This window comes from Eubacterium sp. MSJ-33 (genome assembly GCF_022174665.1).
Taxonomy (GTDB): domain Bacteria; phylum Bacillota; class Clostridia; order Lachnospirales; family Lachnospiraceae; genus Coprococcus_C.
This window is the reverse complement of sequence record NZ_CP076562.1, coordinates 1564442-1586466: the sequence shown is the minus strand read 5'-3', so window position 1 is coordinate 1586466 and position 22025 is coordinate 1564442. Positions and strand designations below refer to the sequence as shown.

37 protein-coding genes are annotated in these 22025 nt (G+C 40.7%); 36 read left to right on the top strand and 1 reads right to left on the bottom strand.

Translation table 11 applies throughout. The annotated features are described in order from the left end of the window. Positions 1–28: 28 nt before the first annotated feature. From rplC to KP625_RS07325, 35 genes are all read left to right on the top strand, one after another. Positions 29–712 carry a 50S ribosomal protein L3 gene (rplC, locus tag KP625_RS07490; protein WP_021984700.1) on the top strand — a complete coding sequence of 228 codons (684 nt, stop codon included), beginning with the start codon at positions 29–31 and terminating at the stop codon, positions 710–712. Between the two features lie 29 nt (positions 713–741). After that, positions 742–1362, top strand: a complete 621-nt coding sequence (gene rplD, locus KP625_RS07485) for a 50S ribosomal protein L4 (RefSeq protein WP_238297028.1) — start codon at positions 742–744, stop codon at positions 1360–1362. Further along, positions 1362–1661: a 50S ribosomal protein L23 gene (gene rplW, locus KP625_RS07480; protein ID WP_177981945.1), complete on the top strand. Its 300-nt coding sequence runs from the start codon at positions 1362–1364 to the stop codon at positions 1659–1661. The genes rplD and rplW overlap by 1 nt, the downstream gene beginning before the upstream one ends. 61 nt (positions 1662–1722) lie before the next feature. Then, positions 1723–2565: a 50S ribosomal protein L2 gene (rplB, locus tag KP625_RS07475; protein WP_238297027.1), complete on the top strand. Its 843-nt coding sequence runs from the start codon at positions 1723–1725 to the stop codon at positions 2563–2565. A gap of 11 nt (positions 2566–2576) precedes the next feature. After that, a complete protein-coding gene (gene rpsS / locus KP625_RS07470; protein ID WP_177981949.1) occupies positions 2577–2858 on the top strand; it encodes a 30S ribosomal protein S19 in 282 nt (93 codons plus the stop codon). Positions 2859–2878: 20 nt separating this feature from the next. Beyond that, entirely contained in the window at positions 2879–3265 is a 387-nt protein-coding gene (gene rplV / locus KP625_RS07465; RefSeq protein WP_238297026.1) for a 50S ribosomal protein L22, read from the top strand. Between the two features lie 10 nt (positions 3266–3275). Then, positions 3276–3941: a 30S ribosomal protein S3 gene (gene rpsC / locus KP625_RS07460; RefSeq protein WP_238297025.1), complete on the top strand. Its 666-nt coding sequence runs from the start codon at positions 3276–3278 to the stop codon at positions 3939–3941. Further along, on the top strand, positions 3941–4381 hold the full coding sequence (gene rplP / locus KP625_RS07455) for a 50S ribosomal protein L16 (protein WP_238297023.1): 441 nt from the start codon (positions 3941–3943) through the stop codon (positions 4379–4381). The genes rpsC and rplP overlap by 1 nt, the downstream gene beginning before the upstream one ends. After that, on the top strand, positions 4365–4574 hold the full coding sequence (gene rpmC / locus KP625_RS07450) for a 50S ribosomal protein L29 (protein WP_177981955.1): 210 nt from the start codon (positions 4365–4367) through the stop codon (positions 4572–4574). The genes rplP and rpmC overlap by 17 nt, the downstream gene beginning before the upstream one ends. A gap of 21 nt (positions 4575–4595) precedes the next feature. Beyond that, complete coding sequence (gene rpsQ / locus KP625_RS07445; protein WP_238299922.1) at positions 4596–4853, top strand: 30S ribosomal protein S17; 258 nt, start codon at positions 4596–4598, stop codon at positions 4851–4853. A 15-nt stretch (positions 4854–4868) separates the two neighbouring features. Beyond that, positions 4869–5237 (top strand): 50S ribosomal protein L14, encoded by a 369-nt coding sequence (rplN, locus tag KP625_RS07440; RefSeq protein WP_021984690.1) that lies wholly within the window; start codon positions 4869–4871, stop codon positions 5235–5237. Positions 5238–5249: 12 nt separating this feature from the next. After that, positions 5250–5567 carry a 50S ribosomal protein L24 gene (gene rplX, locus KP625_RS07435; RefSeq protein ID WP_238297011.1) on the top strand — a complete coding sequence of 106 codons (318 nt, stop codon included), beginning with the start codon at positions 5250–5252 and terminating at the stop codon, positions 5565–5567. Positions 5568–5590: 23 nt separating this feature from the next. Beyond that, positions 5591–6130 carry a 50S ribosomal protein L5 gene (rplE, locus tag KP625_RS07430; RefSeq protein WP_021984688.1) on the top strand — a complete coding sequence of 180 codons (540 nt, stop codon included), beginning with the start codon at positions 5591–5593 and terminating at the stop codon, positions 6128–6130. Positions 6131–6143: 13 nt separating this feature from the next. Next, positions 6144–6329, top strand: a complete 186-nt coding sequence (locus tag KP625_RS07425; RefSeq protein WP_238297010.1) for a type Z 30S ribosomal protein S14 — start codon at positions 6144–6146, stop codon at positions 6327–6329. Positions 6330–6360: 31 nt separating this feature from the next. Next, positions 6361–6762 (top strand): 30S ribosomal protein S8, encoded by a 402-nt coding sequence (gene rpsH / locus KP625_RS07420; RefSeq protein ID WP_238297009.1) that lies wholly within the window; start codon positions 6361–6363, stop codon positions 6760–6762. A gap of 43 nt (positions 6763–6805) precedes the next feature. Then, the gene (gene rplF / locus KP625_RS07415; RefSeq protein ID WP_238297008.1) at positions 6806–7345 is read left to right on the top strand and encodes a 50S ribosomal protein L6; all 540 of its coding nucleotides are present in this window, start codon (positions 6806–6808) and stop codon (positions 7343–7345) included. A 17-nt stretch (positions 7346–7362) separates the two neighbouring features. Further along, positions 7363–7731 carry a 50S ribosomal protein L18 gene (gene rplR, locus KP625_RS07410; RefSeq protein WP_021984684.1) on the top strand — a complete coding sequence of 123 codons (369 nt, stop codon included), beginning with the start codon at positions 7363–7365 and terminating at the stop codon, positions 7729–7731. Positions 7732–7749: 18 nt separating this feature from the next. After that, a complete protein-coding gene (rpsE, locus tag KP625_RS07405) occupies positions 7750–8259 on the top strand; it encodes a 30S ribosomal protein S5 (protein ID WP_021984683.1) in 510 nt (169 codons plus the stop codon). A 14-nt stretch (positions 8260–8273) separates the two neighbouring features. Then, complete coding sequence (gene rpmD / locus KP625_RS07400) at positions 8274–8456, top strand: 50S ribosomal protein L30 (protein ID WP_177981965.1); 183 nt, start codon at positions 8274–8276, stop codon at positions 8454–8456. A gap of 22 nt (positions 8457–8478) precedes the next feature. Beyond that, on the top strand, positions 8479–8919 hold the full coding sequence (gene rplO, locus KP625_RS07395) for a 50S ribosomal protein L15 (protein WP_238297007.1): 441 nt from the start codon (positions 8479–8481) through the stop codon (positions 8917–8919). 1 nt (position 8920) lies between these two features. Next, positions 8921–10234: a preprotein translocase subunit SecY gene (gene secY / locus KP625_RS07390; RefSeq protein ID WP_238297005.1), complete on the top strand. Its 1314-nt coding sequence runs from the start codon at positions 8921–8923 to the stop codon at positions 10232–10234. Positions 10235–10360: 126 nt separating this feature from the next. Then, the gene (locus KP625_RS07385; RefSeq protein ID WP_021984679.1) at positions 10361–11002 is read left to right on the top strand and encodes an adenylate kinase; all 642 of its coding nucleotides are present in this window, start codon (positions 10361–10363) and stop codon (positions 11000–11002) included. A 20-nt stretch (positions 11003–11022) separates the two neighbouring features. Next, positions 11023–11790 (top strand): type I methionyl aminopeptidase, encoded by a 768-nt coding sequence (gene map / locus KP625_RS07380; RefSeq protein WP_238297003.1) that lies wholly within the window; start codon positions 11023–11025, stop codon positions 11788–11790. 17 nt (positions 11791–11807) lie between these two features. Then, positions 11808–12026, top strand: a complete 219-nt coding sequence (gene infA / locus KP625_RS07375; protein WP_021984677.1) for a translation initiation factor IF-1 — start codon at positions 11808–11810, stop codon at positions 12024–12026. Between the two features lie 83 nt (positions 12027–12109). Further along, positions 12110–12223 (top strand): 50S ribosomal protein L36, encoded by a 114-nt coding sequence (gene rpmJ / locus KP625_RS07370; RefSeq protein WP_117781418.1) that lies wholly within the window; start codon positions 12110–12112, stop codon positions 12221–12223. Positions 12224–12533: 310 nt separating this feature from the next. Continuing rightward, entirely contained in the window at positions 12534–12902 is a 369-nt protein-coding gene (gene rpsM, locus KP625_RS07365) for a 30S ribosomal protein S13 (RefSeq protein ID WP_021984676.1), read from the top strand. A 15-nt stretch (positions 12903–12917) separates the two neighbouring features. After that, on the top strand, positions 12918–13316 hold the full coding sequence (gene rpsK / locus KP625_RS07360; RefSeq protein ID WP_021984675.1) for a 30S ribosomal protein S11: 399 nt from the start codon (positions 12918–12920) through the stop codon (positions 13314–13316). A 20-nt stretch (positions 13317–13336) separates the two neighbouring features. Then, positions 13337–13930 (top strand): 30S ribosomal protein S4, encoded by a 594-nt coding sequence (rpsD, locus tag KP625_RS07355; RefSeq protein WP_238297001.1) that lies wholly within the window; start codon positions 13337–13339, stop codon positions 13928–13930. A 60-nt stretch (positions 13931–13990) separates the two neighbouring features. Further along, on the top strand, positions 13991–14947 hold the full coding sequence (locus tag KP625_RS07350) for a DNA-directed RNA polymerase subunit alpha (RefSeq protein WP_238296999.1): 957 nt from the start codon (positions 13991–13993) through the stop codon (positions 14945–14947). 103 nt (positions 14948–15050) lie between these two features. Then, positions 15051–15587 (top strand): bL17 family ribosomal protein, encoded by a 537-nt coding sequence (locus tag KP625_RS07345; protein WP_305000005.1) that lies wholly within the window; start codon positions 15051–15053, stop codon positions 15585–15587. 472 nt (positions 15588–16059) lie between these two features. Continuing rightward, positions 16060–16143 (top strand): nucleotidyltransferase domain-containing protein, encoded by an 84-nt coding sequence (locus tag KP625_RS13670; protein ID WP_370641439.1) that lies wholly within the window; start codon positions 16060–16062, stop codon positions 16141–16143. A gap of 293 nt (positions 16144–16436) precedes the next feature. Next, positions 16437–16718, top strand: a complete 282-nt coding sequence (locus tag KP625_RS07340; protein WP_238296997.1) for a hypothetical protein — start codon at positions 16437–16439, stop codon at positions 16716–16718. Beyond that, positions 16693–17331 (top strand): zeta toxin family protein, encoded by a 639-nt coding sequence (locus tag KP625_RS07335; RefSeq protein WP_238296996.1) that lies wholly within the window; start codon positions 16693–16695, stop codon positions 17329–17331. Before KP625_RS07340 ends, KP625_RS07335 begins: the two co-directional genes overlap by 26 nt. A 145-nt stretch (positions 17332–17476) precedes the next feature. Continuing rightward, positions 17477–17617: a hypothetical protein gene (locus KP625_RS07330; RefSeq protein ID WP_238296994.1), complete on the top strand. Its 141-nt coding sequence runs from the start codon at positions 17477–17479 to the stop codon at positions 17615–17617. Between the two features lie 105 nt (positions 17618–17722). Next, entirely contained in the window at positions 17723–18586 is an 864-nt protein-coding gene (locus tag KP625_RS07325) for a hypothetical protein (protein ID WP_238296992.1), read from the top strand. Positions 18587–18666: 80 nt separating this feature from the next. Here KP625_RS07325 and KP625_RS07320 read toward each other — a convergent pair whose 3' ends face one another. Continuing rightward, the gene (locus tag KP625_RS07320; RefSeq protein WP_238296991.1) at positions 18667–19005 is read right to left on the bottom strand and encodes a hypothetical protein; all 339 of its coding nucleotides are present in this window, start codon (positions 19003–19005) and stop codon (positions 18667–18669) included. 259 nt (positions 19006–19264) lie between these two features. Between KP625_RS07320 and KP625_RS07315 the strand changes: the two genes are divergently transcribed. Further along, a complete protein-coding gene (locus KP625_RS07315; protein WP_238296990.1) occupies positions 19265–22024 on the top strand; it encodes an MSCRAMM family protein in 2760 nt (919 codons plus the stop codon). Position 22025: the final 1 nt, after the last annotated feature.

The window sequence follows — 22025 nt, the reverse complement described above, 5'->3', positions numbered from 1 at the left end:
GTGAATTAAAATTAGGAGGAAAAAATTCATGAAGAAGGCTATTTTAGCAACAAAAGTCGGAATGACTCAAATCTTCAACGAAGACGGTGTTTTAACACCAGTAACAGTTTTACAGGCTGGACCATGTGTTGTAACTCAGGTAAAGACAGTTGATAACGACGGTTACGATGCAGTACAGGTTGGTTTCGGCGAAAAGAAAGAAAGAGTAACAACAAAGGATGTTTCTGGAAAGAAAGTAATCAGAAACCCACATGGCGCTGGTAAGGCAGAGGTTGGTCACTTCAAGAAGGCTGGCACAACACCTAAGAAGTTCGTTCGTGAGTTCAGACTTGAGAACGTAGCTGATTACAACGCAGGTGATGAGATCAAAGCTGATATCTTTGCAGAGGGTGACAAGATTGATGTTACTGCAAAGTCAAAGGGTAAGGGATACGCAGGCGGTATCAAGAGATTCGGTATGAAGTCTGGTCCTTCAGCTCATGGTTCCAAGTATCATCGTCATGCAGGTTCCAATGGTTCTGCAACAACACCAGGTAGAGTATTCAAGGGTAAGAAGATGCCTGGACATATGGGTAATGTAAGAGTTACAGTACAGAACCTTGAGATTGTTAAGATAGATGTAGAGAACAACGTAATTTTGGTAAAGGGTGCCGTTCCTGGACCAAAGAAATCATTAGTAATGATTAAGGAAACAGTAAAGACTGGCAAATAAGCCGGGCTTTCAGGAAGGAGGATCATTAGATGGCAACAGTAGCAGTTTATAACATCGAAGGTAAAGAAGTAGATAAGCTTGAGCTTAACGACAACGTATTCGGTGTTGAGATAAATGAGCATTTAGTACATCTGGCAGTTGTAAGCCAGTTAGCAAACGGTCGTCAGGGAACACAGAGCGCAAAGACACGTTCTGAAGTATCTGGTGGCGGTAGAAAGCCTTGGAGACAGAAGGGAACAGGTCATGCAAGACAGGGTTCTACAAGATCTCCACAGTGGACAGGCGGTGGTGTTGTATTTGCACCAAAGCCAAGAGATTACTCTATGAAGATGAACAAGAGAGAGAAGCAGATCGCTATGAAGTCTGCTCTTACATCAAAGGTTCAGGATGCTAAGCTTGTAGTAGTTGATGCATTCAACCTGGATGAGATCAAGACTTCAAAGTTTGTTCAGATCCTTGACAACTTAAAGGCTCCTAAGGCTTTGGTTGTAACAAAGGATAAGGATGAGAAGGTTGTTCTTTCAGCCAGAAACATCCCTACAGTTAAGACAACAATGACAAATTCACTCAATGTATACGACATTCTGAAGTATGATTCACTCGTACTTACAAAGGATGCAGTAGCAGCAATCGAGGAGGTGTATGCATAATGGCAGATATTAAGTATTATGACGTTATCCTTAAGCCGGTTCTTACAGAGAAGAGTATGAACGCTATGGCTGAGAAGAAGTACACTTTTCTTGTACATCCGGAAGCTACCAAGGCTCAGGTTAAGGAAGCTGTAGAGAAGATGTTCGAGGGAGCAAAGGTTGCTAAGGTCAACACAATGAATCAGGATGGTAAGACAAAGAGACGTGGAATGACCTACGGCAAGACAGCAAAGACTAAGAAGGCAATCGTTCAGCTTACAGCTGAGAGTGCAGACATCGAGTTATTCGAAGGTCTTTAAGATGTAAAACTATGTGCAATAAAAGCACGATAATAAATTGAGATTCGAAAGGAGAACAAAAATGGGAATTAAGACATATAACCCATATACACCTTCCAGAAGGAATATGACAGGTCTTGATTTCGAGGAGATCACAAAGAGTACTCCAGAGAAATCCCTTCTTGCAAAGAAGGACAAGACAGCAGGACGTAACAATCAGGGTAAGATTACAGTAAGACATATCGGCGGTGGTAACAGACAGAAGTACAGAGTCATCGACTTCAAGAGAACAAAGGATGATATCCCGGCTAAGGTAGCTGCAATCGAGTACGATCCAAATAGAACAGCAAATATCGCACTGCTTTACTATGCAGATGGCGAGAAGGCATACATCATTGCTCCGGTTGGCCTTAAGGTTGGCGACGAGCTTATGAATGGTGCAAATGCAGAAATCAAGGTTGGTAACTGTTTACCACTTGCAAATATTCCAGTTGGTACTGAGATTCACAACATTGAGCTTTATCCTGGAAAGGGCGCACAGCTTGTACGTTCCGCAGGTAACTCCGCTCAGCTCATGGCAAAGGAAGGCAAGTATGCAACACTCAGACTTCCATCCGGCGAAATGAGAATGGTTCCTATCGTTTGCCGTGCAACAATCGGTCAGGTTGGTAACATCGAGCACGGACTTGTTAACATCGGTAAAGCAGGACGTAAGCGTCACATGGGTGTTCGCCCAACAGTACGTGGTTCTGTTATGAACCCGAACGATCACCCACACGGTGGTGGTGAAGGTAGAGCACCGATCGGTCGTTCTGGCCCATCTACTCCTTGGGGTAAGCCGGCACTGGGACTTAAGACCAGAAAGAAGAACAAGCAGTCTAACAAGTATATTGTAAGAACAAGAGACGGTAAGAACGTTAAGTAAGGAGGTAAGTTATGGCTCGTTCATTAAAGAAAGGACCATTTGCAGATGGTTATTTGTTAAAGAAGATAGATGCTATGAACGCTGACAGCAAGAAGGACGTCATTAAGACATGGTCACGTCGTTCAACAATCTTCCCATCATTCGTTGGTCATACAATCGCTGTATATGATGGAAGAAAGCATGTGCCTGTATATGTAACTGAGGATATGGTTGGTCATAAGCTCGGTGAGTTCGTTGCAACAAGAACATACAGAGGACATGGCAAAGATGAGAAGAAGGGTAAGAAGAGATAAGTCGAAAGGAGGACACATTCATGGCAAAAGGACATAGATCCCAGATTAAGAGACTCAGAAATGAGAATAAGGATACAAGACCTAAGGCTACTGTTTCATATGCAAGAATTTCAGTAACTAAGGCATGTTTCGTATTAGATGCGATCAGAGGCAAGGATGTAACTTCAGCACTTGGTATTCTTGCTTACAACAATCGTTATGCATCAAAGGTAATTGAGAAGTTATTGAAGTCCGCTATTGCGAATGCAGAGAACAACAACGGTATGAAGGTTGAAGACCTTTACATCGCTGAGTGCTATGCAAACAAAGGACCAACAATGAAGAGAATTCAGCCGAGAGCACAGGGTAGAGCTTACAGAATCGAGAAGAGAACAAGCCACATCACTGTTGTGCTGGATGCAAGATAGGAGGTAAGCAATGGGACAGAAAGTTAATCCACATGGTTTAAGAGTCGGAATCATCAAGGATTGGGATTCAAAGTGGTATGCTGATACCAAGGACGGAGAATTCTCAGATAACCTTGTTGAGGATTATAAAATTCGTGAGTTTTTAAAGAAGCAGCTTTATTCTGCAAACATCTCTAAGATCGAAATCGAGAGAACAGCAGATAAGGTAAGAGTAAACTTATATACAGCTAAGCCTGGTGTAGTAATCGGTAAGGGCGGCGCTGGTATCAACGAGATCAAGGCAAAGCTTCAGAAGTTCACTTCTAAGAAGCTCTTCATCGACATCAAGGAGATTAAGAAGCCGGATCTTGATGCTCAGTTAGTAGCAGAGAACATTGCACAGCAGCTTGAGAATCGTATCTCATTCAGACGTGCTATGAAGTCTTGCATGAGCAGAACAATGAAGATGGGTGCACTTGGTATCAAGGCTTGCTGTTCAGGACGTCTTGGCGGTGCAGATATGGCTAGAACAGAGTTCTATACAGAGGGTAAGATTCCTCTTCAGACTCTTCGTGCAAACATCGATTATGGTTTTGCTGAGGCAAACACAACTTATGGTAAAGTTGGTGTTAAGGTATGGGTTTACCACGGTGAAGTACTTCCTACTAAAGGAAACAAGGAAGGGAGCGATAAATAATGTTAATGCCTAAGAGAGTAAAGCGTCGTAAGCAGTTCAGAGGCACTATGGCTGGTAAGGCGCTCAGAGGAAATAAGATTACAAACGGCGAATATGGTATCGTAGCACTTGAGCCTGCTTGGATCAAGTCTAATCAGATTGAGGCTGCCCGTATCGCTATGACAAGATATGTAAAGCGTAATGGTAAAGTCTGGATTAAGATTTTCCCAGATAAGCCGGTAACAGCAAAGCCTGCTGAAACTCGTATGGGTTCCGGTAAGGGAGCTCTGGAGTACTGGGTAGCAGTAGTTAAGCCGGGCAGAGTATTGTTTGAGATCGCTGGTATACCAGAAGAGACAGCAAAAGAGGCACTTCGTCTCGCTACACACAAGTTGCCTGTTAAGTGTAAGATTGTATCAAAAGCAGATTTAGACAAGGAGGTTAATGGCGGTGAAGCTTAAGGATTATAAGAACGAATTAAACGCAAAGTCTCTGGAAGAATTGCAGAGCGAGTTAGTAGCTGCTAAGAAGGAATTATTCAACTTGAGATTCCAGAACGCCACTAACCAGCTTGAGAACACAAGCAGAATTAAGGTTGTTCGTAAGAACATTGCCAGAATTCAGACATTAATCGCTCAGAAAGCGAACGCATAATTATCGTAAAAGGAGGAACATATTGTGGACAGAAATCTGAGAAAAACACGTGTAGGTTTAGTTACAAGTGATAAGATGGACAAAACAATCGTTGTGTCAATCGTTGATAATGTAAAGCATCCTCTTTACGGTAAGATTGTAAAGAGAACTTACAAGCTCAAGGCACATGATGAGAACAATGAGTGTAAAGTTGGCGATAGAGTAAGAGTAATGGAGACAAGACCTTTGGCAAAGGATAAGAGATGGAGACTTGTCGAGATTATCGAGAAGGCTAAGTAAGGAGGCGCAGACAAAATGGTACAGCAGGAAACAAGACTTAGAGTTGCTGATAACACAGGTGCTAAGGAAATCCTCTGCATTCGCGTGTTAGGCGGTTCTACAAGAAGATATGCAAATATCGGTGATGTCATCGTTGCCTCAGTTAAAGACGCAACACCAGGCGGAGTTGTAAAAAAGGGTGATGTTGTGAAAGCCGTAGTTGTACGTTCTAAGAAGGGTGCACGTCGTAAGGACGGTTCCTACATCAAGTTTGATGAGAACGCAGCAGTTATTATTAAGGATGACGGAAATCCAAGAGGAACACGTATTTTTGGACCTGTCGCTAGAGAATTGAGAGACAAGAAGTTCATGAAGATCGTGTCTCTTGCACCAGAAGTATTATAGGAGGTAGCGACGATGGCAACTATGAAGATTAAAAAAGACGATATGGTTCAGGTCATTGCCGGTAAGGATAAGGGCAAAGAAGGTAAGGTATTATCTGTTGATGCTAAGAACAACAAGGTACTTGTTGAGGGCGTAAACATCGTTCATAAGCACAGCAAGCCAAGTATGCAGAACCAGCAGGGCGGAATCATTGATAAGGAAGCTCCTATCGACCTTTCAAACGTTATGTATCTCTACAAGGGTAAGCCGGTTCGTATTGGTTTCCAGGGTGAGAAGAAGGATAAGGTCAGAGTAGCCAAGATCGATGGCAAGACAGAAGTTATCGATTAATATAGGGAAGGAGGCAGAAGATTTTGAGCAGACTTAAAGATTTATATAGCAACGAAATTAAAGATGCTATGGTTAAGAAGTTTGGATATAAGAATGTAATGCAGATTCCAAAGCTTGATAAGATCGTTATCAACATGGGCGTTGGAGAAGCAAAGGAAAACGCAAAGGTTTTAGATACTGCAATCAAGGATCTTGAGACAATCACAGGTCAGAAGGCAGTTGTAACACGTGCTAAGAAGTCCGTAGCGAACTTCAAGTTAAGAGAAGGTATGCCAATCGGATGTAAGGTTACACTTCGTGGCGAGAAGATGTATGAGTTTACAGACAGACTTGTAAACCTTGCACTTCCACGAGTACGTGACTTTAGAGGTGTTAATCCGGATGCTTTTGATGGTAGAGGTAACTATGCATTAGGTATCAAGGAGCAGCTTATTTTCCCTGAAATCGAGTACGATAAGGTTGATAAGGTAAGAGGTATGGATATCATCTTCGTTACCACAGCTGAGACAGACGAGGAAGCTCGTGAGTTATTGACTTTGTTCGGTATGCCATTTAAGAAGTAGGAGGAAATGAACTATGGCTAAAACATCTATGAAGATTAAGCAGCAGCGTCCTCAGAAGTTTTCTACCAGAGAGTACACTCGTTGCAAGATTTGTGGTCGTCCACATTCAGTTTTGAGAAAATATGGAATTTGTAGAGTATGTTTCCGTGAGTTAGCATACAAGGGACAGATACCAGGCGTTAAGAAGTCAAGCTGGTAAGAGTGAAGAAGAATAAGGAGGAAACAAAGCTATGTCAATGAGCGATCCAATTGCAGATATGCTTACAAGAATCCGTAATGCAAATACTGCAAAACATGATACAGTAGATATACCTGCTTCAAAGATGAAGCTGGCGATTGCAGACATTCTCCTCAAGGAAGGTTATGTCAAGGCAGTTGACGTTGTTGAGGAAGGAAACTTCAAGACAATCAAGATTACACTTAAGTATGGTGCAAACAAGAACGAGAAGATCCTTACAGGTCTTAAGAAAATCTCTAAGCCTGGTCTTCGTGTATACGCATCAAAGGATGAGCTTCCAAAGGTACTCGGTGGCCTCGGTACAGCAATCATCTCTACAAACAAGGGTGTATTAACAGATAAGGAAGCAAGAAAAGAAAATGTTGGTGGAGAAGTACTGGCTTTCATTTGGTAGTCGGGATTTTCCACAAGAGAATAATTAAGGAGGACAAGGCGAAATGTCACGAATCGGAAGAATGCCTATCGCTATTCCGGCAGGCGTAACTGTTGAGATAGCAGAAAATAATAAGGTGACTGTAAAGGGACCAAAGGGAACTCTTGAGAGAGTACTTCCAGCAGAGATGGAGATCAAGCAGGAAGGCGAAGAGATTCTCGTAAACAGACCAAACGACTTGAAGAAGATGCGTTCACTTCATGGTCTTACAAGAACTCTCATTCACAACATGGTAATTGGTGTAACTGAGGGATATACAAAGGTTTTGGAAGTTAACGGTGTTGGTTACAGAGCAGCTAAGCAGGGTAACAAGCTGAACCTTGCACTTGGTTACTCACATCCGGTTGAGATGATTGATCCGGATGGAATCACAACAACTGTAGATGGTAACAAGATCACTGTTAGCGGTATCGACAAGGAAAAGGTTGGCCAGTATGCTGCCGAAATCCGTGAGAAGAGAGCCCCAGAGCCATATAAGGGCAAGGGTATCAAGTACGTTGATGAAGTTATCAGACGTAAAGTTGGTAAGACTGGTAAGAAATAATAAGGGAGTGAAAAGATATGATTAAAAAGGAATCAAGAAGTGCTATTCGTATTAAGAAGCATTTAAGAGTTCGTAACCGTTTTAGCGGCACTGCTGAAAGACCAAGACTTGCTGTATTCAGAAGTAATAATCATATGTACGCTCAGATTATTGACGATACAGTTGGTAACACTTTAGTGTCAGCTTCAACAGTTCAGAAGGACGTAAAGGATCAGTTAGAGAAGACAAATGATGTTGCAGCAGCAGCTTATCTTGGCAAGGTAATTGCACAGAAGGCTCTTGATGCAGGTATCAAGGAAGTTGTCTTTGACAGAGGCGGTTTTATATATCAGGGTAAGATTCAGGCTTTAGCAGATGCTGCTAGAGAAGCTGGTCTTGAATTCTAATAGGGAGGAGAACAACACATGAAACGTGAAATTATCGATGCTTCTAATTTAGAATTGGAAGATAGCGTAGTAAACATTAAGCGTGTCACCAAAGTTGTAAAAGGTGGACGTAACATGAGATTTGCTGCTCTTGTAGTTGTCGGAGATAAGAACGGACACGTAGGTGCCGGCTTAGGTAAGGCAGCTGAGGTCCCTGAGGCAATCCGCAAGGCAAAAGAGGATGCAATCAAGAAACTTGTAAAAGTTGATATTAACGAGAATGGAAGTATTCCATATGATTATACAGGTAAGTTCGGCAGCGCAAGCGTACTGCTGAAGTCTTCACCGGAAGGTACCGGTATCATCGCTGGTGGTCCTGCTCGTAAGGTACTTGAGCTTGCAGGATATAAGAACATCCGTACAAAGTCTCTCGGCTCTAACAACAAGCAGAATGTTGTTCTTGCTACAATCGAGGGTCTTAAGGCAATTAAGTCCCCTGAAGAGATTGCAAAACTCCGTGGTAAGTCTTTAGACGAGATTCTTAACTAAGGAGGTAATTTGAGATGGCAGATAAGGTAAAAGTAACATTAGTAAAGTCACCAATCGGTGCAATTCCTAAGCATAGAGCAACTGTTAAGGCACTTGGTCTTACAAAGATGCATAAGACTGTAGAACTTCCAAACAATGCAGCTACAATGGGAATGGTACAGCAGGTTCGTCACTTAGTAAAAGTAGAAGAAGCTTAATTTGTTAGAAGGAGGAACAGTCATGAATTTATCAAGTTTAAAGCCAGCTGAAGGCGCTGTATCAAGCGATAGCTTCAGAAGAGGCCGTGGACATGGTTCAGGAAATGGTAAGACTGCTGGTAAGGGCCACAAGGGTCAGAAGGCTCGTTCTGGAGCTCCAAGACCGGGCTTCGAAGGTGGACAGATGCCACTTTACAGAAGAATCCCTAAGAGAGGATTCACAAGCAGAAATCATAAGGAGATCGTTGCAATCAACCTTTCAGTTCTCGAGAGATTCGAAGATGGTGCAGAGGTATCTGTAGCTACATTGATCGAGGCAGGTATTGTAAAGAACGCCAGAGATGGTGTTAAGATTTTAGGAAATGGAGAGTTGACTAAAAAGCTTACTGTTAAGGCAAATGCTTTCAGTAAGTCCGCTGCAGAGAAGATTGAAGCTCTTGGTGGAAAAGCAGAGGTGATTTAGTATGTTCAAAACCTTGCGTGACGCTTTTAAGGTCAAAGAGATCCGTATGGGATTGCTCTTTACATTCTTTGTCCTGATAGTCATCCGTTTGGGTTCATTGATTCCAGTTCCTGGATTGAACACACTTGCAATTAAAGAATATCTGGAGAGCGCACTCGGTGATGCAAATAGCTTCCTGAGTTCGTTCACCGGTGGTTCTTTCACGCAGATGTCTATTTTTGCATTGAATGTAACACCATATATTACTTCTTCCATTATTATTCAGCTTCTTACGATTGCAATTCCGGCATTGGAAGAGATGCAGAAGGATGGAGAAGATGGAAGAAAGAAGATTACAGCTATTACAAGATATGTAACAATTTTCTTGGCTGTAATTGAGAGTCTCGGACTTGTCATCGGTTTCGGCCGTGGACATTATATGACAGTTACCGGACCACTTGGTTATCTTCTGGTTATCGTAACGCTTACAACCGGTAGTGCATTTGTTATGTGGCTTGGTGAACGCGTGACGGAAAAAGGTGTTGGCAACGGTATTTCTATTATCCTGTTGATAAACATCGTATCCAGAATGCCAAGCGATTTTTCAGATTTATATACAAAGTTCATGAAGGGTCAGGATATTGTAGATCAGGTAATTGCAGCAGCAATTATCTTAGCTGTTATTCTTGTAACGACTGTATTGGTTGTATTGTTACAGGGCGGTGTCAGAAAGATTCCGGTACAGCATGCACAGAAGGTGCAGGGAAGAAGAATGATGGGCGGCCAGCAGAGTCATATTCCTCTGAAGGTTAATACATCCAGCGTTATCCCGGTCATCTTCGCTTCATCGATTCTTTCCGTACCAATGGTAGTTGTAAACTTATTCAGCATCAATACCAGTGGTGTATGGGCAAAGATTTTAAGAGGCATGAATTCCAATTATTGGTTTAATCCTGCATATCCATGGGCGAACATAGGTCTGATAGTTTATATCCTGTTAGTTGTATTCTTTGCATATTTCTATACATCGGTTACATTTAATCCGATGGAGGTTGCAAATAACTTAAAGAAGGGCGGCGGATTTATTCCGGGTATTCGTCCTGGTAAACCTACACAGGATTATTTGAATAAAATACTGAATTACATCGTATTTATCGGTGCGGTTGGTTTGTTGATCGTTGCGATTATCCCAATCTTCTTTAACGGAATGTTTGGAGCAAATGTATCATTCGGCGGAACTTCATTGATTATTATTGTAGGTGTAGTTCTTGAGACGATTGATCAGATCGAGTCTAAGATGATTGTACGTAATTATTCAGGATTCTTGAATGATTAAATGTCGATAAAAGGAAGCAGGAGTGTATCCTATGGATACATTCCTATTCCTGGTTATAGGGAAATTAATTTTGTGGAACCAAAAGGCAAAGAGACAAAGAGAATGAAAGTATGGAGGGACAATAATTTGAAGATTATTATGTTAGGCGCACCTGGTGCAGGTAAAGGAACACAGGCAAAGATGTTAGCTGAAAAGTACGGAATCCCACACATTTCAACGGGTGATATCTTCCGTGCGAACATCAAGAACGGTACAGAACTTGGTGCAAAGGCTAAGGAATACATGGACAAGGGACTGCTTGTTCCGGATGAACTGGTTGTAGACCTGATCATGGATCGTTTTAAGGCAGATGACTGCAAGAACGGATATATCCTGGACGGATTCCCAAGAACGATTCCACAGGCGGAGGCTCTTGATGCTGCACTTGCTGCAAATGGCGAGAAAATCGACTATGCTGTGAATGTAGAAGTACCGGATGAGAACATTGTAAATAGAATGTCTGGCAGACGTGCGTGTGTAGGATGTGGCGCAACTTATCATATCGTATACAATCCAACAAAGGTAGAAGGCAAGTGTGATACTTGTGGTGCTGACTTGATCCTGCGTGATGACGATAAGCCGGAGACAGTCCTGAATCGTTTAAAGGTTTACCATGAGCAGACACAGCCGCTCATTGACTTCTATACAAAGAAGGGTGTTATCGCCGAGGTAGATGGAACAAAGGACATGAAGGATGTATTTGATGCGATTGTAGCTATTTTAGGTTAATATCTGTATCGGAGTTCAAAATGGCGATCATAATCAAAACAGAACAAGAGATAGAACTTATGCGTAAGGCGGGAGAAATTCTCGCCCGGACGCATGAGGAACTGAAGAAAATTATAAAACCGGGCATATCCACATATGAGATTGACAAATGTGGTGAGGAATTTATCCGAAGTTGCGGATGTGAACCGTCTTTTCTGAATTATCAGGGGTATCCGGCGTCCATCTGTGTATCTGTCAACGACGAGGTTGTACATGGTATTCCTTCGAGAGAAAGAATTCTGCAGGAAGGCGATATCGTAAGTCTCGATGCCGGAGTTATATACAAGGGATATCACTCGGATTCTGCAAGAACGTATGGCGTCGGGAAGATCAATCCGGAGTCTGAACAATTGATTCAGGTAACAAAGGAAAGTTTTTTTCAGGCGCTTGCACAGTGTAGAGCGGGTAATCATATAAATGATATATCCAAGGCGGTTTTTGGGTATGTTACAAAAAGAGGATATTCGGCTGTACGAGATCTGGTTGGACATGGTGTCGGAGCGCATCTCCACGAAGATCCAAATGTTCCGAACTATCCCAAACTGTTTAAAGGACCAAAGCTGAAACCGGGGATGGTCATAGCAATCGAGCCGATGATTAATATCGGAGGCTATGCAGTCGGCTGGCTGAACGATGGCTGGACTGTTGTGACAATGGACGGCTCACGTTCCGCACATTATGAGAATACCGTGCTGATTACCGACGGAGATCCGGAGATCTTATCGCGGGCAGAGGGAATTGAATTATAATTAAAGGAGGATATGATATGCCAAAGGCAGACGAAATCGAAATGGAAGGAACCGTATTGGAGAAGCTTCCAAATGCAATGTTTCAGGTAGAATTAGAGAATGGGTTGAAAGTACTTGCCCATATCAGCGGAAAGCTCAGAATGAATTATATTAAGATCCTTCCGGGCGACAAAGTAACAGTGGTTTTATCTCCATATGACCTTACAAAAGGAAGAATCACTTGGAGAGCAAAATAAATTTACATTTTCACTTGCATTTCGCTATGGAAAATGGTATCATAGGTTTTCGTAGCGGACTTTTTGGAAAGGAGAGTATTTTAATGAAGGTTAGAGCATCAGTTAAACCAATTTGCGATAAGTGCAAAGTCATTAAAAGAAAAGGCAGTATTCGTATAATCTGCGAAAATCCAAAGCACAAACAGCGTCAGGGTTAATTCATGTCGTATTTTGCTGTTTCGTCATTAACAGCAGGCAGAACATGGGTCATTGTTAGACATTAGGTCTTACAATCTGACAGGACAGTTGGAACAAGGTATGTAGGATGATAGCCCATCTATAACTATGCCTTGTATTTGTGCGTGTAATGGTATTCCACATTACATACCAACTACGATTGACGCCACGCCGGTATTCGGGTGGACGACAACGGACATCAACTCTTGGCTGGAGTTGATAAAAGCGGCTGGACACATAGCATGTGTCAAAAATTGTTTCATTAAGTTATTTTACGGAGGTATAACAAGAATGGCTCGTATTTCAGGTGTTGATTTACCAAGAGAAAAGCGAATCGAAATCGGACTTACCTATATTTATGGTATAGGAAGAACATCAGCTACAAGAATTCTGAAAGAAGCAAACGTAAATCCGGACACAAGAGTTCGTGATCTGACTGACGATGAGGTTAAGAGACTCAGCGAAGTTATCAACGAAACTCAGGTCGTAGAAGGTGATCTGCGTAGAGAAGTAGCTCTTAACATTAAGCGTTTACAGGAAATCGGTTGCTACCGTGGTATCCGTCACAGAAGAGGATTACCTGTTCGTGGACAGAAGACAAAGACAAATGCAAGAACTCGTAAGGGTCCTAAGAAAACAGTAGCAAATAAGAAGAAGTAATGGAGGTTCAGGTTAATGGCTAAGAAAGTTACTACTAAGAAAGTGGCTAAGAAGCGTGTTAGAAAGAATGTTGATCGTGGACAGGCTCATATTCAGTCATCTTTTAACAATACAATCGTTACATTGACAGATGCCGAAGGTAATGCTTTATCTTGGGCAAGTGCAGGTGGACTTGGATTCAGAGGTTCCAGAAAGTCTACACCATATGCTGCACAGATGGCAGCAGAGACAGCTACAAAGGCAGCTCTTCCTTACGGATTGAAGTCTGTAGATGTTATGGTTAAGGGACCTGGTTCAGGCAGAGAGGCAGCTATCCGTGCTCTCGCAGCTTGCGGTTTGGAAGTATTAAGTATCAGAGACGTAACTCCGGTTCCACATAACGGATGTCGTCCACCAAAGAGAAGAAGAGTCTAATAATAAGGAGGTACATGATAATGGCAGTAGATAGAACACCTATTCTCAAGAGATGTAGATCCTTAGATATGGATCCAGTCGTTCTCGGTGTAAATAAGAAGTCAAGAAGAAAATTGACCAGAGCAAATAGAAAAGTAAGTGAGTACGGTTTACAGCTTCGTGAGAAGCAGAAGGCTAAGTTTATTTATGGTATGCTTGAGAAGCCTTTCCGTAACTTATATGCAAAGGCAGAGCGTATGCCGGGTCTTACAGGACCAAACCTTATGATCCTTCTTGAGTCCAGATTGGATAACGTTGTTTTCCGTATGGGATTTGCAAGAACAAGACGTGAGGCAAGACAGATTGTTGATCACAAGCATGTATTAGTTAATGGCAAGTGCGTAAATATTCCTTCATACAAGATCAGTGCTGGTGATAAGATCGAAATCAAGGAGAAGAGCAAGTCTCTTCAGGGATTTAAGAATATCGTAGAAGCGAACGCAGGTGTAGTTGCTCCGGCATGGATGGAGTCTGATGTTGAGACATTGACAGGAACTGTTAAGGAACTTCCACTCAGAGAGCAGATTGACGTACCTGTAAACGATACACTTATCGTCGAGTTGTACTCTAAGTAATTCGCGTAAGTAAAGGGTTTGTAGCTAAGTAACACCAGTTATCCAGAAGGAGGGTCAGTAGTGTTTGAATTTGAGAAACCTAGAATTGAAATCGCAGAGATTTCAGACGATAACAAATATGGTAAGTTCGTAGTAGAACCGTTGGAAAGAGGCTATGGCATCACACTTGGTAATTCTCTTCGCAGAATTATGTTGTCATCTCTTCCGGGAACTGCAGTCAGCCAGATCAAGATCAAGGGCGTTCTGCATGAGTTCTCATCTCTTCCGGGAGTAAAGGAAGATGTAACAGAAATTGTGATGAACATCAAGGATCTCTGCATCAAGAATAACTCTACTACAAATGAGCCTAAGGTTGCATACATTGATGCTTCAGGTGATAAGGTTGTGACAGCTGGTGATATTCAGGTAGATGGAGATCTTGAGATCTTGAACAAGGATCTTGTAATCGCTAATCTGAGTGGTCCAGAAGCAAAGCTTGAGATGGAGCTTCTGATTACAAACGGTAGAGGTTATGTAGGTTCTGATAAGAATAAAGGTCTTGATTCCTCTATTGATGCAATCGCTGTTGATTCCATCTATACACCTGTTGAGCGTGTAAATCTGACAGTTCAGAATACACGTGTTGGACAGGTTACAGATTATGACAAGCTTACACTTGATGTGTTTACAAATGGTACATTGGCACCGGATGAGGCTGTTAGCCTTGCCGCAAAGGTGCTTAGTGAGCATTTGAATCTGTTCATTGATCTTTCTGAGAATGCCAAGTCTGTAGACGTTATGGTAGAGAAGGAAGATGATCAGAAGGAAAAGGTACTTGAGATGAGTATCGACGAATTGGAGCTTTCCGTTCGTTCTTATAACTGCTTGAAGAGAGCAGGTATTAATACAGTTGAAGAATTGACAAATAAGACTCCGGACGATATGATGAAGGTTCGTAACCTTGGTCGTAAGTCTCTCGATGAAGTTTATGCTAAATTAAAAGAACTTGGTTTGTCACTTCGTACTGGTGATGAGTAAATTACACAGAGACCGTAATAGGGAGGCCCCTATTACATATCCACTTAAGCTGAAGGATTAGTAAGCAAAGTGAAGACCCGAAAGGGTAAGGAGGAAAATTAAAATGGCAATGTATAGAAAACTTGGTAAAAAGTCTGATCAGAGAATTGCATTACTTCGTAATCAGGTAACACAGCTTCTCTATCATGGAAAGATTGAGACAACAGAGGCTAGAGCGAAGGAAGTTCGTAAGATCGCTGAGCACCTTATCACACTTGCTGTTAAGGAGAAGGATAACTTCGACGAGATCAAGGTAACAGCTAAGGTTGCTAAGAAGGATAAAGATGGCAAGCGTATCAAGGAAGTTGTAGATGGCAAGAAGGTTACACAGTACGACGAAGTTGAGAAGACGGTTAAGAAGGATCAGCCTTCCAGACTGCACGCTAGACGTCAGATGCTTAAGGTTCTCTACCCGGTAGTTGAAGTTCCTACAGATGCTGCAGGAAAGAAAGCAACTACAAAGAAGGTAGATCTTACAGCAAAGCTCTTCGACGAGTATGCAGCAAAGTATGCTAGCCGCAAGGGTGGTTACACACGTATCGTTAAGATTGGCGAGCGTCGTGGTGACGGTGCTATGAAGGTTATTCTTGAGTTAGTTTAATCTATATAAAACCAGACGGGTTGTCGGAAGACAACCCGTCTGGTTTTATATCAGTAATTTTTTCATTTTATGTATAAAAATGAATGTGTTTTTAATAGTTTTAGCTTACATTTAAAAACCTGTTTTTCAATATTAGACTAATATTTATAGAAATAAATAGAAAAACACGGGTGTCATTCTGGGAAATTAGCAATTCGTGAGAGATTAATCTTCCGTCAAATAACAAGCCAGAATGGATCCATGGTTACTGTTGAAGATTATGAGATGAAGTATTGTATTTGGTGTGAGTCAACAGAAGGGGAATATGATAAAGATTACTGATTTTCATATAAATAGATGGATTTTCTCTAGCAGAATTGTTATAACAAATGTAAATAAAATTATGTAGGGAGGTATATTTATGAACGCAACAAAAGTATCTTCAGTGTGTAAAAAAGTCGTCGAATAGTATCGTAAAGTTTATGGTAGTGCTTTGGCTTTTGTTATTTTATATGGTTCCTATGCGCGAAACGAGCAGCAAGATGATTCTGATTTGGATATGGTTTTAATAATGTGATTGTCATAGCGACTAAATGCTTGATCCATACTTTCTCTCCTTTCCAGGGAGAAAGTAGTGTAATGTAGATAATCCCCTACAAAATCCCCCTTAATTTGGCAATATTTTATCATGGGAGAAAAGTATGGTCAAGAATTTAATAAATAAAGCAAATTAATAATAATCAATCAGGATTGAAATGTAGAAATGCCTTTCAGTTCTTTCATTCACTTAAGTAATTCGGGGTGGCTTTTGCCATCCCTTTTTCAATTTAAGTGTGATAATAAAAATGGGATAATAAGTGGATTTTTTGTATGGAAATTGCTATAATAGTTATAAATAAAATTATGTGGGGTGATAAAATGGCTAAGCGCGTTTTATATAAAAATGGAATTAAAATCACTATCGTTCAAGACGAAGATCCATCAGTTTATCTAACAGATGGCGATAAAGAAATGGATCGACGTGCCAAAGAAGCTGCTAGGGCAGCTATTGAAAAAGCAAAATTTTTAGGAAACCCTGTCGCTTATTATGATGACGAGAAAAAGAAAGCATACTTAGAGTATGCCAATGGAGAGAGAAAATATGCTCAATAAGAAACCAATGGTGCTAGTATTTGCTGGACCTAATGGTTCTGGTAAAAGTACAATAACAAAATATATACCTATTATTGGGAAGTACTCAAATGCTGATGATGTTGTTGCATCTACACAGATGGATAATTTAACAGCTGCTGAATACGTTGATAAACTCCGTTATGAAATGATTGAATTAAAGCAAGATTTTACTTTTGAAACTGTTCTGTCTTCTGAGAGAAAAATCAAAATAATAAAAGAAGCGAAAAAGTCTGGTTATTTTGTTAAATGTATTTTTGTTTTGACCTCTGATCCTATGATTAATGTTATGCGAGTGTCTATGCGTGTAGGGAATGGAGGACACAGTGTACCAGAGGAGAAAATAATTTCAAGATATTATAAATCTTTAGATAATCTAAAAAAACTTTTTACTCTTTGTGATATTTTGCATGTATATGATAATTCTGCTGGCTATGAAAGAGTTATACGAAAACATAAAGACGACTTACAGATTTTCAGTAATAAATATTGGTCTGATGTTGCTTTAATGTCCTTGCTGGGTTTATCTGATGTTTCGCAAGATGGATATCTTACGGATGATATGAACCTTTTTGAGAAAACTGACAATAATTAAATAACCAACCAGAACCTAGGAGGGTAAAATCTCCTAGGTTTTTTCGTTCACTTAATAATTGGGATGGTTTTTGCCATCCCTTTTTCTAGTTAAGTGAATAAGGTTCAGTAAAGGAAAAAACAATGATGAAAGGGAGGAAAAAACTTTGAAATCAAAAAAGGAAAAAAGCTTACTGATCTTGATTGGTATTCTGATGGTTTGTCTGTTACCAATCTCATTTTTGTCAAAAGTATTAGTTCCTTGGGCGGAGGAGCTAGGAGAAGTTACAACAACAGGGGCAGATTGAAAACCTTGAAAGAAAATTGGATTCCTTATTTATAAATTAACAAAAAAGAAATGAAGGTTGCAATCAGAGGAAAATCTGATACAATCTGAAGAGGAGGAATTCATTATGAAAAAGATTATGATTTCAATTGCGCTTGTAGCATTGATGTTGACAGGATGCAGTCAGAAGGAAGGAAAGACAACTGCTGTTGAGGATGTAGCGACGGACACAGTTGCTACTATAGGCGAGGCTAGTGCAGATACTACAACTGCGGAAGTAGTAGAAGAGCCTGCACCTGAAAAGGAAACTTTAGAAGTAGAAGTGACAACTGAAGTACCAGCCACAACAGAAATCGGTGGTGGAAAGAAGAAAGCTGAGGAAACTACTGAAGAGAAGAAGCAAAGTACAAGTAGCAATGGTGGTTCAGGTCATAGTAGCACAAGCAACAATAGTGGAAGTGCTAGCAGCAACGGCTCTAATGGTAACTCAAACAGTTCCGAAAACAACAATTCCAATAATAGTGTTAATAGTAATTCTGGAAACTCTGGAAGTAGCAACTCCGGCAATTCTGGAAGCAACAATTCTGCTAATTCTGGATCAAATAATTCCGGAAATAATAATTCTGCTAACAATAACAATGCTGGAAATAACACGCCGCAACATCAGCACAATTACAATGTTTGGGTAAAAACCAAAGATGCTTATGATGAGAAGATCATTGATCAGGCTGCTTATGATGAGACAATCGAGCACCCGGAAGAGGGATACTGGGCAGATGCTGTAAAATGTCGTATGTGTGGTCAAGTATTTACCAGCATAGATGCATTAGCAGCTCATCCATGCGGTGGAAGAAATTATGGAACTGCCGACGATGTTTGGGTTAAAACCAAGGACGCTTGGACAGAGACTAAGCATCACGATGAGAAGTCTCATGTGGTACACCATGATGAAGAAGGTTATTGGAAGTGTGAATGTGGTGCTAGAAAGTAACAGGTTTAAAAAATAGTAGAGCAGATAAAAGTAGAACTCAGAAGTGTAAAAGCTTCTGAGTTCTTTTGAGTTGACAGCAGTTAGTCAATTTCATTTAATTTGCGTTTACCATAATAGTTTCTTGTTCTATGTTGACGCGGGGAACGAGAACAAGACCAGAAAAATTCGTGTGTGTTACTATTTACTTGAATGTTCATTATTGATCCGCAATCAGGGCATGTGGGCGTATAAGTTTGTTCTTCAGTATACTCAAAAGTTGATACATCGTCCGTGCCTTCTGCATATCCAACAGTTGCATTACAATATGGACAGCCAATAGAATGTTTAATATCATTTTCTGGATATTTTTCGTAATGAGCAAGATATTCACGATTACAAGATTTGCAGATATTAACGCCATCGCTTACACCATAAATCATACTTTTCTCTCCTTTCTAGGGAGAAAATAGTGTAATGTAGATAATCCCCCACAAAATCCCCCTTAATTTGATAATATTTTATCATGAGAGAGAAGTATGGGTCAAGAATTTAATAAATGACTAGAATCTAAGAGAGTAAAATCTTTTAGGCTCTTTCATTCACTTAAGTAATTCGGGGTGGCTTTTTGCCATCCCTTTTTCTATTTAAGTGAATAAGGTTCAGTAAAGGAAAAACAATGATGAAAGGGAGGAAAAAACTTTGAAATCAAAAAAGAAAAAACGCTTACTGATCTTGATTGGTATTCTGATGGTTTGTCTTTTACCAATCTCATTTCTATCAAAAGTATTAGTGCCTTGGGCTGCGGAATTAGGAGAGGTCACAACGGAGGCTGGTGTAGCACCGCCGGGTGATGCCACTGTGACGGATGCTAGCAAAGACGATGTTTGGGTTGATATTAGTGACCCAATTCTCACTTGGGAAGAGGTACAGATGTTATATGCTCCACCAGCACATCAGGAATCGCGATTCCCACATATTCATGATATGTACTGGGGTTACTTTAGTGGCGTTAAGGCAACTTTATACTGTATTGCAGTAAATGCTAATGATTCTGAATATGCCACACATGGTTATTGTTATCAGCATGGTGTTAGTACAGATACTTATGGCACAGTGCTATCTGCTGTAGATGGACATACTGAGTTTTCTCAAGACAGTTATACAAACATAGCAAAAGCTTTGGCTTACGCAAAACATTGGTCACCAATGCCTGGCGTTGTATGGAGTGGTTTTACATCTAATGGTGGTGATAACGATCATACAAAAAATGATGATGCTGTTGTAGCACTGACATGTAGTTATTTTTCTGGAGCTAACGATAATATTAGTAAAGCATCAACTATTTATGGGTATGGGACTGGTTCTTATGGTAATAGTCCGAAAGCTTATATCAATGCTTTGAATGCAATTTCCTATAATGATTTACCGTTTTTGGTAGACGGTGTGAATAGCGTTAGTAAAGGGAAACGATGCGGGGTAACAGGTAGTACAAAAGCTGACAAATCAGAAGATGGGTTACTCATGTCCGATGTATTGACAGTAGATGCTTCATCTGATTTGGTTTGGAATTATACAATTCCGGCAAATTATAAGTTCCGTATTTATATAAATGCAGATTTAACACAGTACACAGATTATAATGCTGGCTCTACAGTTAGTTTGCGTGGTGGCAATCAGTTTAGAGTTTATGCAAATCCAATAGTTGGTAATAAAACTGTAACATTTGATTTTGGTAATAATACAAAATATATTATGTACCTTACATGTTGGATCTCCCCAGGTGGACTTCAGAATGTTGTAACAGGTGATCTGAGCTTTAGTCCGTTTAGTTTTCAAGTTAAATGGGAGGGAACTTCCCATGTGGCATTAAAGAAAACATCATCAAATCCAACGTGTACAAATAACAATCCATTATACGATTTAGCAGGAACTCAGTATACCGTCTACAATGAAGATGGAGTAACAGTGGCTAAGACCGTAAGTGGAAGCAATGCTGTACTTACATGTAATAGTGCAGGTAATACAAACACATTGGAGATGCCGATCGGTAAATATGTTGTAAAGGAAACGAAAGCTGGTAAGGGTTATCAGCTAAACAAATCTACAATAGCAATAGAACTAACAGCGTCTAATACGGTAGATAATCCGTACATAATCAACACAACTGATAAGCCAGTAGACGATCCTATTTCTGTTGCGTTGACGAAAGAGAATAACAACAAAGTCCCTATTAAGGGAGCAGTTTACTGCATTGAATACTATCCGGGAATTCAAACTTACGGTGAATCGGAAGCTCAAACAAAGCACACAGGTTCTGTAAGTAAGTGGTATTTTGAGACTGATGCTAATGGTGAAGTAGTCTTTTTGACATCACCAACTGCTGCTGGTTACAGCTCAAGCCCTTTCTTTATAGGTGCTTTGGGCGGAAGAACAATCCCTTTAGGTACGGTGATAATGTATGAAGAGAAAGCACCGGATAACTACACAAAGAGCGATAAGCACTGGGTATTTCAGGTAAGGCAGGCTTCAGATGATTTAGCCTATATGTACGGAATGGATAATGGTGTAGAGAAGTGTTATGATGGTGTAAATGTATCCGACACAAATGCACCAAAGTTCTCCGATACACCAATTCCTGTCAATCTTACTGTACAGAAAAAGAATGGAAATCCTACACCACAGCAGGGCAGTACAGGGGATGTCACCTTAGAAGGTGCAGTATTTGCTTTATACGCACAACGTGATGTAGTAGATACAGCAACCGGAGAGATTAAAGCGCGTGACGAGAAGTACACTGTAGATACACCGCTCACACATAAGGACGGAACACCTGTTATTGATCCAACAACTGGCAAACAGGTAATTGCTAAGGCAGGTGATTCGAAGCCTTTACAGATCAGTGAAACAACTGGTGTGGATGGAAAGATTACTTTCAAAGATATCTTTGCAGCAAAGAATGCTGATGATTATTATGTAGTTGAGCTGTGTGCACCAAAGGATTTCTACAGAGATAAAGCAGAGCATTCGGTAGATTTACGTGATAACCGAACAGATGCAGAGAAGAGTAATGTAAATTACACTGCTCTTTCAAAGCATTTGGATGTCACAGACCAGCCGATCATGCAGCCAATTCATGTTAAAAAGTACGTACCTGTAAAGGATGGTAACACGACTAAGATTGAGCCATTGAATGGTGCAGAGTTTAGTGTTTACTTAATCAGTAGTCTTAAGGGCGATGTTTCTGCTTGCAAGGTTACAAATGCAGATGGTAGCATTTCATACAACTTCAAGAGTTATGACTTTAGTAACGAAACAGGTGAAGTAGTTACGGATGATGTATATGGGGATCCGGGATACGATTCTTGGTCGGGTAAGGAATACAGGTGGGCTTTACAAGTCTTCCGCGGGTGTGTTATGTTTTTTGTATCGAAAAATTTGTATTTGGCAGGGATTATTTGAT

What these genes read in the sequence shown, in the direction of transcription:
- rplC (WP_021984700.1), top strand. Translation starts at nt 29, where the DNA reads ATGAAGAAGGCTATTTTAGCAACAAAAGTCGGAATGACTCAAATCTTC.
- rplD (WP_238297028.1), top strand. Translation starts at nt 742, where the DNA reads ATGGCAACAGTAGCAGTTTATAACATCGAAGGTAAAGAAGTAGATAAG.
- rplW (WP_177981945.1), top strand. Translation starts at nt 1,362, where the DNA reads ATGGCAGATATTAAGTATTATGACGTTATCCTTAAGCCGGTTCTTACA.
- rplB (WP_238297027.1), top strand. Translation starts at nt 1,723, where the DNA reads ATGGGAATTAAGACATATAACCCATATACACCTTCCAGAAGGAATATG.
- rpsS (WP_177981949.1), top strand. Translation starts at nt 2,577, where the DNA reads ATGGCTCGTTCATTAAAGAAAGGACCATTTGCAGATGGTTATTTGTTA.
- rplV (WP_238297026.1), top strand. Translation starts at nt 2,879, where the DNA reads ATGGCAAAAGGACATAGATCCCAGATTAAGAGACTCAGAAATGAGAAT.
- rpsC (WP_238297025.1), top strand. Translation starts at nt 3,276, where the DNA reads ATGGGACAGAAAGTTAATCCACATGGTTTAAGAGTCGGAATCATCAAG.
- rplP (WP_238297023.1), top strand. Translation starts at nt 3,941, where the DNA reads ATGTTAATGCCTAAGAGAGTAAAGCGTCGTAAGCAGTTCAGAGGCACT.
- rpmC (WP_177981955.1), top strand. Translation starts at nt 4,365, where the DNA reads ATGGCGGTGAAGCTTAAGGATTATAAGAACGAATTAAACGCAAAGTCT.
- rplN (WP_021984690.1), top strand. Translation starts at nt 4,869, where the DNA reads ATGGTACAGCAGGAAACAAGACTTAGAGTTGCTGATAACACAGGTGCT.
- rplX (WP_238297011.1), top strand. Translation starts at nt 5,250, where the DNA reads ATGGCAACTATGAAGATTAAAAAAGACGATATGGTTCAGGTCATTGCC.
- KP625_RS07425 (WP_238297010.1), top strand. Translation starts at nt 6,144, where the DNA reads ATGGCTAAAACATCTATGAAGATTAAGCAGCAGCGTCCTCAGAAGTTT.
- rpsH (WP_238297009.1), top strand. Translation starts at nt 6,361, where the DNA reads ATGTCAATGAGCGATCCAATTGCAGATATGCTTACAAGAATCCGTAAT.
- rplF (WP_238297008.1), top strand. Translation starts at nt 6,806, where the DNA reads ATGTCACGAATCGGAAGAATGCCTATCGCTATTCCGGCAGGCGTAACT.
- rplR (WP_021984684.1), top strand. Translation starts at nt 7,363, where the DNA reads ATGATTAAAAAGGAATCAAGAAGTGCTATTCGTATTAAGAAGCATTTA.
- rpsE (WP_021984683.1), top strand. Translation starts at nt 7,750, where the DNA reads ATGAAACGTGAAATTATCGATGCTTCTAATTTAGAATTGGAAGATAGC.
- rpmD (WP_177981965.1), top strand. Translation starts at nt 8,274, where the DNA reads ATGGCAGATAAGGTAAAAGTAACATTAGTAAAGTCACCAATCGGTGCA.
- rplO (WP_238297007.1), top strand. Translation starts at nt 8,479, where the DNA reads ATGAATTTATCAAGTTTAAAGCCAGCTGAAGGCGCTGTATCAAGCGAT.
- secY (WP_238297005.1), top strand. Translation starts at nt 8,921, where the DNA reads ATGTTCAAAACCTTGCGTGACGCTTTTAAGGTCAAAGAGATCCGTATG.
- map (WP_238297003.1), top strand. Translation starts at nt 11,023, where the DNA reads ATGGCGATCATAATCAAAACAGAACAAGAGATAGAACTTATGCGTAAG.
- infA (WP_021984677.1), top strand. Translation starts at nt 11,808, where the DNA reads ATGCCAAAGGCAGACGAAATCGAAATGGAAGGAACCGTATTGGAGAAG.
- rpmJ (WP_117781418.1), top strand. Translation starts at nt 12,110, where the DNA reads ATGAAGGTTAGAGCATCAGTTAAACCAATTTGCGATAAGTGCAAAGTC.
- rpsM (WP_021984676.1), top strand. Translation starts at nt 12,534, where the DNA reads ATGGCTCGTATTTCAGGTGTTGATTTACCAAGAGAAAAGCGAATCGAA.
- rpsK (WP_021984675.1), top strand. Translation starts at nt 12,918, where the DNA reads ATGGCTAAGAAAGTTACTACTAAGAAAGTGGCTAAGAAGCGTGTTAGA.
- rpsD (WP_238297001.1), top strand. Translation starts at nt 13,337, where the DNA reads ATGGCAGTAGATAGAACACCTATTCTCAAGAGATGTAGATCCTTAGAT.
- KP625_RS07345 (WP_305000005.1), top strand. Translation starts at nt 15,051, where the DNA reads ATGGCAATGTATAGAAAACTTGGTAAAAAGTCTGATCAGAGAATTGCA.
- KP625_RS07340 (WP_238296997.1), top strand. Translation starts at nt 16,437, where the DNA reads ATGGAAATTGCTATAATAGTTATAAATAAAATTATGTGGGGTGATAAA.
- KP625_RS07335 (WP_238296996.1), top strand. Translation starts at nt 16,693, where the DNA reads ATGGAGAGAGAAAATATGCTCAATAAGAAACCAATGGTGCTAGTATTT.
- KP625_RS07325 (WP_238296992.1), top strand. Translation starts at nt 17,723, where the DNA reads ATGAAAAAGATTATGATTTCAATTGCGCTTGTAGCATTGATGTTGACA.
- KP625_RS07320 (WP_238296991.1), bottom strand. Translation starts at nt 19,005, where the DNA reads ATGATTTATGGTGTAAGCGATGGCGTTAATATCTGCAAATCTTGTAAT.